Source organism: Sphingobacterium sp. BIGb0116 (assembly GCF_024808035.1).
In the GTDB taxonomy this organism is placed as follows: domain Bacteria; phylum Bacteroidota; class Bacteroidia; order Sphingobacteriales; family Sphingobacteriaceae; genus Sphingobacterium; species Sphingobacterium paramultivorum.
In genome coordinates this window covers 365,777-381,566 of record NZ_JANUDT010000006.1, presented here as the reverse complement: position 1 = coordinate 381,566, position 15,790 = coordinate 365,777, and the positions used below count along the sequence as shown (strand labels likewise).

Here is a 15,790-nt window from a genome sequence, read left to right as displayed (position 1 = left end):
TATGATCGATTACTCCTCGGTAATTTGTATTTTAGATTCGATATGATCTACTATGGATAAACGAAATTCAAAAATTTGGGCACCAGTGATCAGTCTGGATGGTTTCCGCAAGGAACAGACTGCAGGGCGCGACGAACTCCTATTTAATGAACTGCATGGCGAACGGCTCATCGACAAACCGCATAAACATGATTTTTTTATCATAAATCTGTTCGATAAAGCATCAGGCGTCCATACCATCGATTCGATTGACCATATCATAAAAGACCATCAGGTTCATGTGCTCTTTCCGGGGCAAATGCACAAATGGCATGTCTATGCGGGTACAATAGGCTATCAACTCATGATTGAACGATCTTTTTTTGAGCACTTTGCTCCTTTTTTCCGCTTTTCATTCACCAATTACCAAAACCATCCTGTCATTGATCTTACCGCGGATGCTTTTGCACAATTGCATTATGAATTTGAATCTGTCAAGCAGGAGTTAAAAAGAGAAAATTCACTTATTCCATTGATAACTGCCCGAGCGGGAGTCATCGCAGCGATTGTAAGTCGAGAGGCGGAGTCTTCCTTCACCGAATTCAAAGTCTATCAATCTGTTCCACGACTTGCCAAGTTCAATATGCTCATTGATGAATTTTTTAGGGAGCAAAAGCTCGTCGCCTTTTATGCCGAAAAGCTTCATATTTCACCCAATTATCTGAATATACTGTGTAAAAAACATCTGAAAATATCCGCTACACAACTTATTCACCAACGGGTCAGCATTGAAGCCAAACGTCTTTTGCAAAGCACCGAGCGGTCCATCAAAGAAATTGCCTTTGAATTGGGCTTTGCAGATCAAGCTTATTTTTCGAACTTTTTTAAACAGCAAACGGGGGCAAGTCCAAGTGACTTTAGAGAAAATATTCATGTGGGGGAAACTCCAAGTCCTTTGAAAACAACTTGAAAAAAAGATAAATCACACAAAGAATGGCAGAAATCTCCCAGCAATAATAGGATGCCAGCTATGTAACTTTGTAAAAGACTGGTAGGCTTTTTATTCCGGTCACAAAATAACATAATAGGAAATCAAATGAAATCAACGCCCCTTACACGCAAGGAATTTATCAGAAACTCTGCTCTGGCTCTTGCGGGTGCAACATTTATCCCGGGAATGCTATTTGCAGAAAATCAACATAATGCGGTTCATCAAGGACTTTTGAGCGGCTACCAAGGTAAAAAAAGCTATACGTTGAAAAACGTGTTGTTGGAAACCGGATTTGAGTACGATGGTGATGGTAATGTCACCGCAACAAAGACCGGTCTTTTTTCCATTCAGATCGCAAACGGGAAAATCAAAAATATCAGTGCCAACAGCAACAGTGCTGATGCGATCGATGCAAAAGGACTTTTGATGCTACCTTCTTTTAAAGATATGCATATCCATCTGGATAAGACCTATTATGGCGACAAATGGCAGGCAGTAAGACGTGGCCCCGGAGGTGTAAAGGGTATGATTGCTCTTGAACAGAAAATCTTGCCCGAACTGCTCAAAAACTCTACCCATAAAGCAGAAAAACTAATTGAACTGTTACAATCCAAGGGAACTGCCTTTGCACGTAGTCATGTCAATATTGAACCGACATCCAAACTAGATTCTTTACATCATCTGCAACTGGCACTTGAAAACAAGAAAAATGGATTTGGAGCTGAATTGGTTGCTTTTCCACAACACGGTGTCTTCTATACCGATTCGGTTCCTTATCTCAAGGAAGCGGCTAAAACCAATATTGATTTTATCGGTGGGGTCGATCCTTTTTCCATCGATGGCGCTATTGAAAAAACAATGGATTTTACGGTTCAACTGGCATTGGACAACAACAAAGGAATTGACATTCACTTACACGAGTCTGGAGAATCGGGTTTGAAAACTGTAGAATACTTAATTAATAAGGTAAACGAGAACCCTGTTCTCAAAGGCAAGACCTACCTCAGCCATTGTTTTGTGCTTGGTCGACTGGAAAAAGCCAAACAACAAGAAATGGCCGAGAAACTGGGTGCCGCACAAATCAGTATCGTTTCTACGATCCCATTTGGGGGCCTGATTATGCCTATTCCGACGCTCATGGAAAATAATGTTAAAGTCATGACGGGGAATGACAGTATTGTAGATCATTGGAATACTTTCGGAACAGGCAGCGTGCTACAAAAAGCCAATCTTGCAGCTCAGGTATACGGCCAGGCTACAGAATATGCACTATCCCGTATGCTGAAACTTGCTACCGCAGGCCCTACTCCATTGGATGACAAAGGCAATATGCAATGGCCAAAAGTCGGAGACAGTGCAGATATTGCATTCCTTGACGCAAGTTGCTCAGCGGAAGCTATTTCAAGAATATCGCCCGTAAAATCACTTATCTATCAAGGAAATCTTGTTTTCTAGCCGTAAGACAAGCCAATAAACGACGCAGGCAGAAAACATCTCCTATGAAAACCAGAAAGGTTCGGGGTAATCATTACCTTCGGACCTTTTGTTTATGATTTAAAATGCTTCATGATCCGCGGTTCAATCCGATCGCTCAGTAGATAAGCCAGGGCGAGCATAAGAATTATAACACCTGAAAGGAGCAGGTATTTATTCAGATACAGATACAGGTGATTAAAAATAATAAAGCCGATGTGTTGATGGATTAAATACAGCGGATAGGTCAACATGCCGATTTTAACAAATCTGGACGAATTGATCGCCTGCAGTTTTTTACAGGAAACCAGTAACATGAGCAGGTAAAACACAACGATGGTCGCACCAATAATATAAGGTGAAAAGTCACTGTGGAAGGTTCGTTCCAGCCAATGAATACGTCCCACAGCACCATCGATGGAAATGTACAAACACCAAGGTAAGGCCACAAAATGCTGAACTTTTGCTCCATGCAAAAAGATCTGACAAAATATAATTCCAGCAATAAAGTATGCACTCCAATCAAGTAAAAAGAACTCATGGATTGCGTCATAAATTTCCGAAGGCCCAACAAAAAAGCGTAGGCTGGACAATAGCAGCCAAAAATACACCAGATAATCTAAACCTATTTTTTTAAATTGATTTAGAATTAGAAATAAAGCGATGATCAGGTAAAATTTCAACTCCACATAGAGTGACCAATAAGCGCCATCGACATCCCCCTGTCCCCATAGTTTTTGCACCATGGTCAGATTGGCCAATAGTTGGGTAAATGTGACATGATAACGCGGTGCGCCCCAAAAATAAGAAACGATAAAAGTCAACAGCAAACAAATCCAATACATCGGATACAAGCGCTTGAAGCGGGAATAACAGAACTTCCGCAGCGAAAGATGTTTGATGGAAAAAGCAATTACAAAACCACTAATGATAAAAAATAAGTCTACGCCCAGGTAGCCGTATTTAAAATATTCTCCGACGCCATCGAAACCCAATAGCGACATATTTCCGGCTGCATACCCCCGATATAAATAATGATATAATACAACCGCGGATGCTGCGATAAAGCGAAACAGATCGATTTGATAGATTCTTTTAGACTCAGACATTTGGCTGCAAATATACGCTGTTTCCGGAAAATTTTAAGGAGCAATATACTCGCCATATAACAGATGCCATAAAACAGCTATTATTAAAAGACACCGACAAAAAGCGGCCGCTATCACTCAACTTTATAACATCATTATGTGACTTGTTTGCATTGCATTTAGCGCAGTTGCTGAGTAACTTTACTAGAGTTTAATACCGTAAAATCGAGGAAATTATGAAAAAGACCTTATTAATAGCCCTTTTTATCGCCGTCGCTGTATGTTTCGGCCAGCTGGCGAAAGCACAAAATCCATCAGCGACCTCTCAACCTGTCACCGTCAATATCAACTTGACAGATGCCATTTCGATCACCTTGGGAGCCGCTCCAACTGTCAATTTTAACTATACAACAGCAGCGGATTATGCTGGAGCTAAGACTGTAGAGAAGGCAGCACACTTCACCGTAGTCAGCAACAAACCCTATGATTTGACTGTTGCTGCAACAGCGGCGTTTGCACCGGCAGGCGGACCAGCATTGAATGTTGTCACTATTACTGTTCCAGCAGCTACAGCCAATGGGGGAACTCCGGTTAACAACGTACCACTCAGCACAACAGCAGCACCTTTGGTCAATAATTCAACCGCCACTACAGGAGCAACTTACACCGTAGATTATACGATTTCGAACCCGGCATCTTTGCTGAATCTAGCCGCATCGGCCTATAGTACAACAGTCACTTATACAGCGACACAACGCTAACTAGAAAGATAATTTTATCCGTGAGATATTATTTAACACTATTAGTCCTTTATATCAGTAATACCCTGATCTATGGACAGGGTATTTCAATTTCTCCATCCCGCATTTTTTTTAATGGCGAGCCGGGACAGACAGTTTCTCAGGTGATTACTTTTAGCAACACCTCGAACGCTGAGCTCAATTTTGTCGCCAACCTGAAAGATTGGGACCGCGATTCTATTGGGGTAAAAAAATATTATTCTCCGGGTCAAAAACGGCAATCAAATGCGGCCTGGCTTACGCTATCAGAAAATACTGTACGCCTGGCTCCGGGAGAGACTAAATCGGTGAATCTTTCCATGACGATCCCAAAAAAACCAGCTCCGCAGCAGCTAAGCAACACCATGCTTTTTTTCACACAAGTGAAAGAACAAAAAGCCGCACTGCAAAATGGCCTTAATATGAACGTGCTTATTGAAGTCGGTATTCAAATTTACCATACTCCCTCCGGATTAAATCCTGGAGACCTGGAATTCCTTGCTTTTGAGGACAGACATTTGATTCCGAGTCAGACGGGTCAGTCCGTGCGCCGCATGGATGTGCACGTTAAAAACACCGGACAGATTAACAAGGATGCGTATGTACGTTTTGAGCTAACCAATACAGAAACGGGAGAGGAAATTCCTATTAAGTCCGTCGCTATCGCGATGCTCCCTAGCTCGGATCAATGGGTGCAAATCGACCTTCCAGAGAAACTTGCTGCAGGACATTATCTTGCCGTTGCAATATTAGATGCAGGCAGCCAATATGATTTGAAAATTGCAGAGAAAGAAATTACATATTAAGCGAAATTTTGCGGTTTACTTCCTAGGCTTATTTAGCTTCTATGGGCATCGTACTTATGCACAGACGACTTCCATCACCTTACCGCAATCCAATATACAAACTAGAAGCGACTATAATACAACTATCAATGTGGGGACTTATACCAGTGTAATCACCCTACTTCCTTCTTTTTCTGTAAAATCCACTGCAGCGACTTTTACCAGCACGACAAGTGGAAGTTTTCCGGCCAGTGTAGTGCATATGAAACTTTCGAGTATTGGCAGCCTGGTATTACTTGCGCTGACCGGAAACAATGAAGTTGCCCTATCAACTGGAGGAGGTTTACTCTATACGGCATTGGCAAGCGTTGCGTCGGGCGCGATAACCGCCAATGCACGCATTGCTACGGTAAGCCAAACCTGGACCGCGGGGGTATTTACCGACGGTGTCAGCTTTTACACGCAAGGTATATTGGCTGGATCAATCTCTCCAACAAGCTACACCCTATCCATTATCATCCCTGGGTTTATCAGCCCACCAAGCAGCATAGGCACAACGAGCATAGCTGTAAATGATCTTAGTTTTTACCGTTCTGCCAATGGGATCAGCACCAATCAGATTATACCAGTATCAAGCACCGTACCTTACGTCCCAAGTATCCGATCAAGCAGCGCTCAGTTTAGTTTTAGTACAACCTTTCCCAACAACGCTTCGCCTGCTTCATCTGTCTCCACAGTGAGCGCTTCACTCAGTGGTGTCGCAACAGCAACCTCGGCCATTTTGTCGACCAGTGATCAAACACTTACAAGCGCTGCCGGAATAGCTGTCCCTACCAATAACAGCAGTTCGATCACACATACGTACGCCATTAGCACCGCACTCCTAAAAAGCAACTTTATACAAGCCGGAACCTATACTGTTCCCCTCACCTACACCTGGAACAAATTGTCTTCAGCCTACCCTACAACTCCGGTGCAGGCGCAGGCTAGTGGAAGTTTGAATGTTGTGGTCAGCGACCTGGGAGAAATCATCGCAAATCAGCAGTCCGTTAATCTTCCTTTTACGACAACCAGTAATTATGTTAACGGAGTTAGTACGAATATGCCCACCCATATAAAACTGAGTAAAACCACTCCTTACAACTTGTATGTACGGGCCACATCTTCTAGTTTTACCTCCGGCGTCAACAGTATTCCATTAAGTGTTTTGCGTATCGGCCCAATGGCCGGTCAGACCGGAGTGAATACAGTTACCCTGTCTACAACGGCCCAGCAACTCATCCAAAATGCCGATCCTGTCATCGATCGAACACTCGATATGCAGTACAGCATCCCCGCTTCGCAGACCAGCAATCTTCTGGGTAAACCAGCCGGCACCTATACCGCAGATATCATCTATAGCTTTGTCGCACCCTAAAATCTTTTAATGCCAACTTTGCGCCTTTGATCTTGATATCTCAGGGCCGGTAGATCAGTGATTCCTTCGGCTTTCACCTCAACCTCACAATTCGAATTTTCAATAACAAAAGGCATCCCTTCCGATTCAACGACCAACTTATAAAAGCCTACTGGCAAATAGAAAATATATGCGCCTTCCTCATTGGTCAATGTATTGTATTTCTTTCCCTGACGGTCAATAGCAGTAATGCGTATACCACTCAGATCAGGCTTAGACTCCAGGTATTTAGTTGCAATTAATTGTATTTTGCCTTTTGCAGTTTTGGTTTTGATCAGTGGAATATCCATAGACCGGTTCCTGGTCAGTACAACCGTCGATGGTCCCTGAGAAACCCAACCTTGATGGTTTTCTGTTTGAATGGAAAAAGAGCCAGCTTCCATGTCAACAAACTTGACCCGCCCCTTTACATCTGTTATGGCAGCTTCTTTTCCGATCCGAATCAACACAGATTCTACAAATACCTCATCATCATCCCGAATTCCATTGTTGTTCTTATCGTCAAAACAGGTCAGCTGTAAGCTATAGCCTTTATAACTGCCAGTACGTCCAAAATTCTTCTCTATTCCCACTCTAATTTGCCTATTGTTAAACGAATAGCGATCCAGGGGGTGGGTTTGTGGTGGATTTATTGGATCTGTTATAAACAGTAATTTCCCTTTGATAAACGTATAAAAAATATCTGCAGTAAGACTCCAGTTGTCCTTCATTCGCCAGCGCGCATTTCCATTGATGGACAAATTATTGCTGCGGGAAAAACCATAATAACTGTACATGATAGCAAGCTGTACTTGTAAATTATGGCCGAATGCCTCAACGTGTGTATTAGGTCCTAGCGAATACATACTATAGTTAGAATTGGTATAGGTAGCCAAAAGATCACTCAAATAATAAGGATTGATCTGAACAAATGCATTAAAGCCTACAAGTGCATTGTCATAGTTACCCGATACACGCAATGAATGAAAAGGTGCAATGGGCTTTTCAGCTGTATTTTTGTACGTATAACCATAGTCCGTCTGCAGCGAGAAGCGATGGCTCTTCGTAAAAAAGTTAAGATCCGCAACCGTTCTTACGGAACTAGACTTCCAGTTGACAGCATTACTACCCACTCCTAACCAGCTATGATAATCTGCACGCTGCTTCATCCAATAGGGCCGCAAATCAACATTTAATCGCCCAAAAGCTGTACGATACCCAAGTTCATAAATTTCAATCCGATTGCTGTTACTAAAAAAGTAATTCTTATCCCCAACCTGATACTTCGGTTGATTATCCATAAAACTAATTCTAGCCGAGAGACTTTTGATTTCATCCAATGGAATGACAATACGTGAATCCGATTGCAGAAGCCCTCGTCTAAGCCCTACATAATAAGGAGAACTATAATAATTGGAGCTCGAAATCTGGAACTGATCAAAAATCCCATTATAATTTAAGCCAGCAGCTAGCCCACTCTTTTGGCCACCAATATCGACTTGTTCGACGCTTGTACCAGCATCCCAGGTAAGATTTTGATTCGCCGACCAGTCTTTGTATCCTTTTCCACTGAGCAGATGACTCCGGACATTCCGGTAATTGTCTTTGCTGTGCAAATAAGCCAGACTACTTTCTTGGTTTTTATCTGATTTAAACGCATACTGTAGGCCCAACACGCCGCCGCCGGGGGAGAACGTATTCAGCTGATTCCATAGGAAATAATTATTTTGCACAGCATATACACTAATAGATCGGGACTTATCAAATTTATAATTTGCCCGCACACCTCGACCGTTTACATATTGATCAAGATTTTCGTAAATATTACCAGCCTTCAGCCCCCATTTTTCAGTTTGATAATCGAGGTAACTATCGTACATCGTAAAAGCATGTTGATCTTGAAAATAATCCATATTCATGCGATAGCTCAACGATGTTTTCTTATTCAATTCAATATTTCCATAACCCTGAAGTTGATATACATTGATATCCTGCCCCATACTCAGATAACGTAAGGCAGCCAAATTGCTGTAGGGCTGATTCTGTAAGTTCATATCGGATCCAAAACGTTTGACACTGCCGACGGTCATAATACGAACCCGACTAGCAGCCAGTTGCTGTCCACTGGCGCCGATGGCCACCATCGATAGGTCGACATCTGTGGCGATTTTTTTGGTTCGCATATGCGCTGTAAATCGCAATACAGATTGACCACCTGCCGCCAAGGTCATTGGCAAAGTTTCCCCGATGATTTCAAGTTCTGAAGGAATATTTGCAAACTGGAGCTGAAATGTCAGCGGCACCAGTCCCGTATTAACAGCACGCACCAGAAACGGTGTCTGCCCTGTAGACTGATCTATAAAATACTCCGGTTGTTCCGATTGGATCATCAGCGCTACTTGAACATCCAACTTTGTAAAGAAAATCTGGGCTGGCTGTACGCTCACTGCAGGGTCTTTGGTCTGAAGACCAATGCTAAACTTTTGTACTGCACTTGAAATCGTCCGCCGGTCGGTCATATATTTCAACGGGAAACTTCTCGTTTCGTGTGGTTTTAGTACAATCAATGAAGGCAATTTAATTAAGCCCTGTAAACTCTTAGTATCGTTGGAATGGGCCGTAAGTTCAACAGCTCTGTCCGTGTTGTTGACCACAATCAACTTATTGGAAAATGTTTGTGCCGAACTGATATGAATAGAATCTTCTTCAAAATGATACACAATACCGTATTGTTGCTGGCTTTTCGCATAAGTGGAAAAAAAAACAGCATAGCAGAAAAGAAACAGGAAAAACCAGCGGTTTCTTAGTAGCATAGTTTACAATTCAAGTATCCATAAAAATCAGGCTAAATTTAAAGAGATCGAAATTTAGGTTGTCACATGTTCATGTAATGAATTATTAGGCGGTCAGTTGTGCGATCAATTCCCCTTTACTGTTGATCTGGAACTTTCTATAAATTCGCTTGATATAAATACGTACCGTGTCCAACGAGATTGCATATTTTTGGGCAATCATTTTATAGCTCAGGCCTTCAATAATACCATTAGCGATCTGCAACTCGCGCGCAGTCAGCAAATTTTCGGATTGTTTGGCACTGAAGGCCTGTTCAATCAAAGCGCGATTAACAAAAGGGCTAATAAAAGAACCATTTCCCAATGTCATTGTTATCGCATTTTTTAAAGATTGGAGACATGTTTTCTTCAACATATACCCCACCGCACCTTGCCTAAAACAGCTACGTACCATCCGTACATCACAATTATTGGTCAGAACCAGTATTTCAGCCCTTGGGAACACGCTTTTCACCCTTTCGACAATTAAGATATCCTGATGATCAATGTCGACAATCATCACATCAGGGATTTGATTGCGCCCTGAAGACGCAAGTGTATCCCGATCAAAGAGTACATGAATCGGGATTGTTGATTCAGCTATATTTTTTTCCGAGATGATTTTTTTTGTTTCCACCCGTTCTTGCTCATCCATGTCTATTATCCCAACTGTAATCATAATATTTCACATTTTATTAAATTGAAAACTATATGCTTAACTGATCTTTCACGCTATATTCGTCCCACTCTTATGAACCTATTGTAGTATAGACAAACCTGTTCTTAAAATTGTTTCTAAAGAAAAAAACAGCCGAAATAAAATTTACAACTAAGCGAAATTAACAACATTAAAAATGAATTTCACAATAATTTACTTAAGGCCATTAAATAGATTGAAAACAATTTATATAAATATAATTTTTATTATTTAGAAATTCAAATTTCCTTGTTGGAAAATTAAAGACAATCGTATTATCTGCGATTGATAGCGCTACCGGCAGCGATCTAAACTTTACTAAAAACTTAATTATATTTGGAAAAAAAATTCTAATGAGCCGCCTATCTATCCTATTTACTGTTATTTCAACAATATTGTGTAGCTTTTGTGCATACGCCCAAAATAGTGGCTGGGACAAGTTAGACAAACAACTTGCAGAGGCAAACAGCGATTCTACCCGAGTATTGGCTTATTACAAAACCGCCTCAGAAATTTACCGCAGCAATCCCCAAGAAGCCCAGGAAATTGTTTCGAAAGGCCTTAATATGGCTTCAGAAAAGAAGTTTGCAGCGTTGGAAATTGACCTGCTTAATCTACAAGGTGTTATTTATCTGAAGCTAAATAAGTTCGATGAAAGTGTAAAAACCCATTTCAACGTACTCAAAAAGCGGGAAGAACGTAACGATAAGAAAGGGGTGATGCTTTCTTACCTTAACATAGGAAATGTGTTTAATAAGAGTTATGATCCCGATCAGGCTTTAAAATACTACGAACGCGCGCTAGACCTAGCAAAGGAATTGCGCGACACAAGGAATCGTGCCAATATATCGACTAATATTGGCAATATATATGCCCAGAACGCTTTGAATGGAGAGAAGAAGCAGGATGTTGCCCATGCAATCGATTATTTGGTAAAAACGGTTGAATTCTGTAAAGCCAATGCGCCGGAAGTTGACCTTTTCAATACCTACATCTTATTGAGCTATCTCTATCTTAAGGCAGATAAGCTCGAATTGAGCACGTATTATACAGATCTTGCAATCGGCATCACCAGCAAGAAAAAAGATCCTGTTGGGGAAAGTTATGCACGTATTAATCGAGCCAATATTTACGTCAAAGAAAAGCGTTTTGATCTGGCAGAAAAAGAAGTAGCTCTTATCAAAGGTGTGATCGCAAAAAGCGGCTTCACAAATCTGACGGAAGATCTTCAAGGCGATTTCGATAAAATAGCAAAAGCGATCAAAAAGCAGGATGAACATTTAATTCTAAGTGATCAAGATAGTTTGGACCGTAAGTTTCACGAAGACGCTGAGGTTTTACGCGTCCGTATCCGGGAAGAACTCCGAGAAAAGTATGAAAGCGACAAGAAAGAGCTTGAAAATAAAAATTTATTACTGAAAAATGCGAATGTAGAACGAGAAGCCCATTGGATAAAACTGATTTGGCTAGCCACCTTTTTTGTCCTTCTAATTATCTCCGTTATGGTACTGTTACTGATCAAAAAGAATAGATTATTACGTGAAGAGAAACGGAAAGTCGATCAGCAGGCCGCCGAGATCAGGCATCAACACGAAGAGCTCATCCAGGCAGATCGATTTCGATCCAGTATATTTTCCGTTGTGTCACATGACCTTCGAAGTCCTTTGTCAACTTTCCAAGCGCTGCTTGCTGTATCCAAAATTGTCGAACTCCCAGCAGACGAAATTAAAAGTATGCTAATCAATATAGGCAATCAAGTTACAACAGCCTCCAAAATGCTCGACAGCCTGCTCGTATGGTCTTCACAACAAATGGCAAATGAAAAGCTTGAAATACAGGAAATTTCACCTTATGAAATTGTTAGAGAATGTGAGGCATTATTTATCGATCGGATTAATCTAAAAGATTTATCGATAGACGTCCGTATTTCCCCTCAATTGACCATCCAAAGTGATGTTAAACGATTTGAATTTATCATTCGCAATATCTTTAACAACGCTATTAAGTTTTCCTTTAGTGGTAAGACTATTATTTTCGACCAGCGGGAAAGCGAAAGGGGAGTACTTATTTCAATTACAGATCAGGGAATTGGAATGGACGAGCGAAAAATCGCCGCACTTAAAAATATGCAGAAACAGCAACACAGTCTAGAAGGCACTTTTGAAGAAAAGGGATCAGGTATCGGCTTAATGCTTTGCCATGAATTTGCAAACCGTATGGGTTATTCAATTACGGTTGAAAGTAGTGAAGGTTTTGGAAGTACATTTATCGTTCATATACCAAAATAGCATTCTGCCCAGAAAACAGAATGCTAATAAATGATTAAAAGCTTTTTACAATACGCTTTAAATACTCTCCATATCCCGACTTGCAGAGCGGTAGAGAAAGTTTTAGCAACTGCTGTCCATCAATGTAGCCCATTCTGTAAGCAACTTCTTCAATTGCCCCTATTTTCATTCCTTGTCGCTCCTCGATTACTTGCACAAATTGACCTGCCTGCATGAGCGACTGTATAGTCCCGGTATCCAACCATGCTGTGCCACGATCAAAAATACCAACCTTTAATTTGCCCCGGCGAAGATACTCTTTATTGATATCGGTGATCTCGAGCTCACCGCGAGGAGAAGGTTTTATATTTTTAGCAATCTTAACCACCTCGTTGTCATAAAAATAAACACCAGGAACAGCATAATTCGACTTTGGAAATTGTGGTTTTTCTTCAATAGAAATAACGTTATTTCCTTCATCAAATTCAACCACACCATATCGTTCCGGGTCCTGCACTGGATAGGCAAAAACTACCCCGCCATCAGGATCTGCCGATGACTGCAATAGTTTTGAAAGCCCAGAGCCATAAAAGATATTATCGCCTAAAATCAAGGCTACTTTATCGTCACCGATAAATTCTTCTCCAAGCAAAAATGCTTGCGCCAGTCCATCTGGACTTGGCTGCTCTTTATATTCGAAGCGACAGCCTAATTGCGAACCGTCCCCCAATAACTTTTCAAAATTTGGCAAATCTTGCGGTGTCGATATAATCAAAATCTCCCGTATACCAGCAAGCATCAATGTCGACAAGGGGTAGTATATCATAGGTTTATCATATACAGGCATCAATTGCTTGCTTACGGCCAATGTAAGTGGGTGTAATCGAGTCCCTGAGCCCCCAGCTAATATAATTCCTTTCATTTTACTGTTATTTAACGAAAAAGACTTTACAACCATATTGACAAAGTCTCCTTATTTTTTCTAATTATTTAAATTCTTCAGCGAGCATATTACCCAAACTTATTTTCCAATCCGGCACTTCCACGCCAAATATTCTCTTAATTTTTGATTTATCAAGTAGCGAATACTTTGGCCTGCGAGCAGGTGTAGGGTACGCACTTGTGGGAATCGGTTTTACCTGACAATCGAACGATCGGAAATCACGTATCGCTACAGCAAAGTCGTACCAGGAAATTTCACCTTCATTGCTATAATGATAAATACCAGGCTCCCAGACGAGCGAATCTATAATTTTTAATATCGCTCTAGCAAGATCTCCTGCATAAGTAGGGCTTCCAATTTGATCGTTAATTACCCCCACTTCATCACGCTCATCCATTAAACGACACATGGTTTTAACAAAATTTTTGCCGTAGGTGGAATATACCCAAGAGGTGCGTATAATGATTGCGTCGGGGCACCATTTCTGAATCGCCTGTTCTCCGGCTAGTTTCGTTTGACCATATACATTGATGGGGGCGGTTTCTGCAGTTTCTGTTAAAGCAGAAGCAGAAGATCCATCAAAAACATAATCTGTCGAAATAGCAATAAGTTTTGTATCGTGCAGACGGCAATACTGTGCAATTTCTTCTGAGGCTAAATGATTGACCAGATTCGGAGTCACCTGATCTTCCTCCGCTTTATCTACGGCTGTATATGCTCCTGCATGTATAATGAGATCAGGTTGATACATTCCCAAGATCTCCTGTATAATCTGTATTTGATCCAACGGCAATTGCTTCCGATCTAAGAAATAACACTCTTTTTCTGTATTATTCTGTAAGAGATCCCTTAATTCTGACCCAAGTTGTCCTGTAGCTCCTGTTATAACAATCCGCATATCCTCCTAAATTAATTTCATTCGTAATTCTTCAAAAGACTGCGCCTCTTGGTCTTTTTGTGAGAGAATCATTTGTTCTGCGGGAATTTGCCAATCTATCGCCAATTCCAGATCTAAGGGATTTATACCATCTTCTGATTCTTTATGATAGTTATTATCACATTTATAGAAAAAAACAGCATGCGCTGACAATACAGAAAAGCCATGTAAGAAGCCTCGAGGAATATACATTTGTTGTTTATTTTCGGCAGAAAGTTCCACCGCAACATATTGTCCAAAGGTGGGGGATCCTGGACGAACATCGACGGCAACATCCAGCACTTTTCCCTCAACAACACGGACCAATTTAGCTTGTGCATGTTCACCAGCCTGCAAATGTAGTCCGCGGACGACGCCAAACTGTGATTTAGATTGATTATCCTGCACAAAGTGTGGTGTATAACCGAGTATCGCCGTTAATTTCGTTTCATTAAATGATTCAAAAAAATAACCCCTTTCATCTTCAAAAACAGCCGGTTCAAGTATAAAACAGCCTTTTAGTTTAGTTTCCGTATACCTCATCCTTATGCGTCTTTGTATTGATTGTCATAATATTTTTGATAATCTCCAGATGTTACATGGTCCAACCATTCTTGATTAGCCAAAAACCAGTCTATGGTTCGCGACAAACCCTCTTCAAAAGTTACCGAAGGTTTCCAACCCAACTCCTTATTGATCTTTGTGGCATCGATGGCGTAGCGCAAATCATGCCCCGGTCTGTCTTTAACAAAGGTGATCAACTGCGCCGAAGTGCCCTTTTCACGCCCCAATTTCTCATCCATTTGTTTGCACAGCTCCTTGATCAGATCTATATTTTGCCATTCATTGAATCCGCCCACGTTATAGGAATCCCCATTTTTCCCTTCATGAAAAACCAGATCAATGGCTTTTGCATGGTCGATCACATATAACCAGTCGCGGGTATATTTTCCATCACCATAAACAGGGAGTGATTTATGATTTAAAATATTATGAATGCACAAAGGAATCAATTTCTCTGGGAAATGATTCGGGCCATAATTGTTGGAACAATTTGTCAACACAATAGGCAGGCCGTAGGTATCATGGTAAGCCCGCACAAAATGATCTGAACTTGCTTTAGATGCCGAATACGGCGAATGGGGATCATAGTTTGTTTCTTCCGTAAAAAATCCGGTATCACCGAGCGCACCAAACACCTCATCCGTTGACACATGATGAAATCGCTTTCCTTCAAAATTATCCTTCCAAATTGTCTTCGCCGCATTCAATAAATTGACCGTACCAATCACGTTAGTCATAACGAAAGCCATGGGATCGACAATTGAGCGATCAACATGGGACTCCGCCGCCAAATGGATAATACCGTCGGGCTGATATTCTTGAAAAATAGCCGCGACAGCCTCCTGATCCGTAATATCACCTTTAACAAAGGTATAATTAGGCAAATGCTCTATATCCTTTAAATTCTCCAGATTACCAGCATAGGTCAAAGCATCCAAATTTATAATCTGATATTCAGGGTATTTCAAAACAAACTCACGGACAACGTGTGAACCTATAAAGCCTGCTCCCCCAGTAATTAAAATTGTTTTATTCATATAAT

13 protein-coding genes are annotated in these 15,790 nt (G+C 41.1%); 6 read left to right on the top strand and 7 right to left on the bottom strand.

Translation table 11 applies throughout. The features are described from left to right. Positions 1-52: 52 nt before the first annotated feature. Positions 53-949 (top strand): AraC family transcriptional regulator, encoded by an 897-nt coding sequence (locus M2419_RS16530; RefSeq protein ID WP_153848026.1) that lies wholly within the window; start codon positions 53-55, stop codon positions 947-949. A gap of 126 nt (positions 950-1,075) precedes the next feature. Next, a complete protein-coding gene (locus M2419_RS16525; RefSeq protein ID WP_153848025.1) occupies positions 1,076-2,425 on the top strand; it encodes an amidohydrolase in 1,350 nt (449 codons plus the stop codon). Positions 2,426-2,517: 92 nt separating this feature from the next. Here M2419_RS16525 and M2419_RS16520 read toward each other — a convergent pair whose 3' ends face one another. Beyond that, complete coding sequence (locus M2419_RS16520; protein ID WP_153848024.1) at positions 2,518-3,552, bottom strand: acyltransferase; 1,035 nt, start codon at positions 3,550-3,552, stop codon at positions 2,518-2,520. A 215-nt stretch (positions 3,553-3,767) separates the two neighbouring features. Between M2419_RS16520 and M2419_RS16515 the strand changes: the two genes are divergently transcribed. Genes M2419_RS16515 through M2419_RS16505 form a run of 3 tightly spaced genes read left to right on the top strand, consistent with a single transcriptional unit; the run spans position 3,768 to position 6,512 of the window. Next, positions 3,768-4,292: a peptidoglycan-binding protein LysM gene (locus M2419_RS16515; protein ID WP_153848023.1), complete on the top strand. Its 525-nt coding sequence runs from the start codon at positions 3,768-3,770 to the stop codon at positions 4,290-4,292. Between the two features lie 20 nt (positions 4,293-4,312). Further along, positions 4,313-5,116, top strand: a complete 804-nt coding sequence (locus M2419_RS16510) for a hypothetical protein (RefSeq protein WP_153848022.1) — start codon at positions 4,313-4,315, stop codon at positions 5,114-5,116. Further along, entirely contained in the window at positions 5,091-6,512 is a 1,422-nt protein-coding gene (locus M2419_RS16505) for a hypothetical protein (RefSeq protein WP_153848021.1), read from the top strand. Before M2419_RS16510 ends, M2419_RS16505 begins: the two co-directional genes overlap by 26 nt. Here the strand turns inward: M2419_RS16505 and M2419_RS16500 are convergent. Continuing rightward, positions 6,509-9,343, bottom strand: coding sequence for a collagen binding domain-containing protein (locus M2419_RS16500; protein WP_259255403.1), 2,835 nt, complete (start codon positions 9,341-9,343; stop codon positions 6,509-6,511). The two genes, M2419_RS16505 and M2419_RS16500, sit on opposite strands and share 4 nt — an antisense overlap. A gap of 85 nt (positions 9,344-9,428) precedes the next feature. After that, complete coding sequence (locus M2419_RS16495; RefSeq protein WP_075990687.1) at positions 9,429-10,040, bottom strand: response regulator transcription factor; 612 nt, start codon at positions 10,038-10,040, stop codon at positions 9,429-9,431. Between the two features lie 371 nt (positions 10,041-10,411). Here M2419_RS16495 and M2419_RS16490 point away from each other — a divergent pair, with 371 nt between their 5' ends. Continuing rightward, a complete protein-coding gene (locus M2419_RS16490) occupies positions 10,412-12,346 on the top strand; it encodes a tetratricopeptide repeat-containing sensor histidine kinase (protein ID WP_259255402.1) in 1,935 nt (644 codons plus the stop codon). A 34-nt stretch (positions 12,347-12,380) separates the two neighbouring features. Here M2419_RS16490 and rfbA read toward each other — a convergent pair whose 3' ends face one another. From rfbA to rfbB, 4 genes are all read right to left on the bottom strand, one after another. Then, a complete protein-coding gene (gene rfbA / locus M2419_RS16485; RefSeq protein ID WP_153848318.1) occupies positions 12,381-13,247 on the bottom strand; it encodes a glucose-1-phosphate thymidylyltransferase RfbA in 867 nt (288 codons plus the stop codon). Between the two features lie 64 nt (positions 13,248-13,311). Continuing rightward, on the bottom strand, positions 13,312-14,166 hold the full coding sequence (gene rfbD / locus M2419_RS16480) for a dTDP-4-dehydrorhamnose reductase (RefSeq protein ID WP_153848317.1): 855 nt from the start codon (positions 14,164-14,166) through the stop codon (positions 13,312-13,314). A gap of 6 nt (positions 14,167-14,172) precedes the next feature. Continuing rightward, the gene (gene rfbC, locus M2419_RS16475) at positions 14,173-14,727 is read right to left on the bottom strand and encodes a dTDP-4-dehydrorhamnose 3,5-epimerase (RefSeq protein ID WP_153848316.1); all 555 of its coding nucleotides are present in this window, start codon (positions 14,725-14,727) and stop codon (positions 14,173-14,175) included. A 2-nt stretch (positions 14,728-14,729) separates the two neighbouring features. Then, positions 14,730-15,785 (bottom strand): dTDP-glucose 4,6-dehydratase, encoded by a 1,056-nt coding sequence (rfbB, locus tag M2419_RS16470; protein WP_153848315.1) that lies wholly within the window; start codon positions 15,783-15,785, stop codon positions 14,730-14,732. Between the last annotated feature and the right edge of the window lie 5 nt (positions 15,786-15,790).

Coding starts and splice junctions, on each gene's coding strand:
- M2419_RS16530 (WP_153848026.1), top strand. CDS start 53: ATGGATAAACGAAATTCAAAAATTTGGGCACCAGTGATCAGTCTGGAT.
- M2419_RS16525 (WP_153848025.1), top strand. CDS start 1,076: ATGAAATCAACGCCCCTTACACGCAAGGAATTTATCAGAAACTCTGCT.
- M2419_RS16520 (WP_153848024.1), bottom strand. CDS start 3,552: ATGTCTGAGTCTAAAAGAATCTATCAAATCGATCTGTTTCGCTTTATC.
- M2419_RS16515 (WP_153848023.1), top strand. CDS start 3,768: ATGAAAAAGACCTTATTAATAGCCCTTTTTATCGCCGTCGCTGTATGT.
- M2419_RS16500 (WP_259255403.1), bottom strand. CDS start 9,343: ATGCTACTAAGAAACCGCTGGTTTTTCCTGTTTCTTTTCTGCTATGCT.
- M2419_RS16495 (WP_075990687.1), bottom strand. CDS start 10,040: ATGATTACAGTTGGGATAATAGACATGGATGAGCAAGAACGGGTGGAA.
- M2419_RS16490 (WP_259255402.1), top strand. CDS start 10,412: ATGAGCCGCCTATCTATCCTATTTACTGTTATTTCAACAATATTGTGT.
- rfbA (WP_153848318.1), bottom strand. CDS start 13,247: ATGAAAGGAATTATATTAGCTGGGGGCTCAGGGACTCGATTACACCCA.
- rfbD (WP_153848317.1), bottom strand. CDS start 14,166: ATGCGGATTGTTATAACAGGAGCTACAGGACAACTTGGGTCAGAATTA.
- rfbC (WP_153848316.1), bottom strand. CDS start 14,727: ATGAGGTATACGGAAACTAAACTAAAAGGCTGTTTTATACTTGAACCG.
- rfbB (WP_153848315.1), bottom strand. CDS start 15,785: ATGAATAAAACAATTTTAATTACTGGGGGAGCAGGCTTTATAGGTTCA.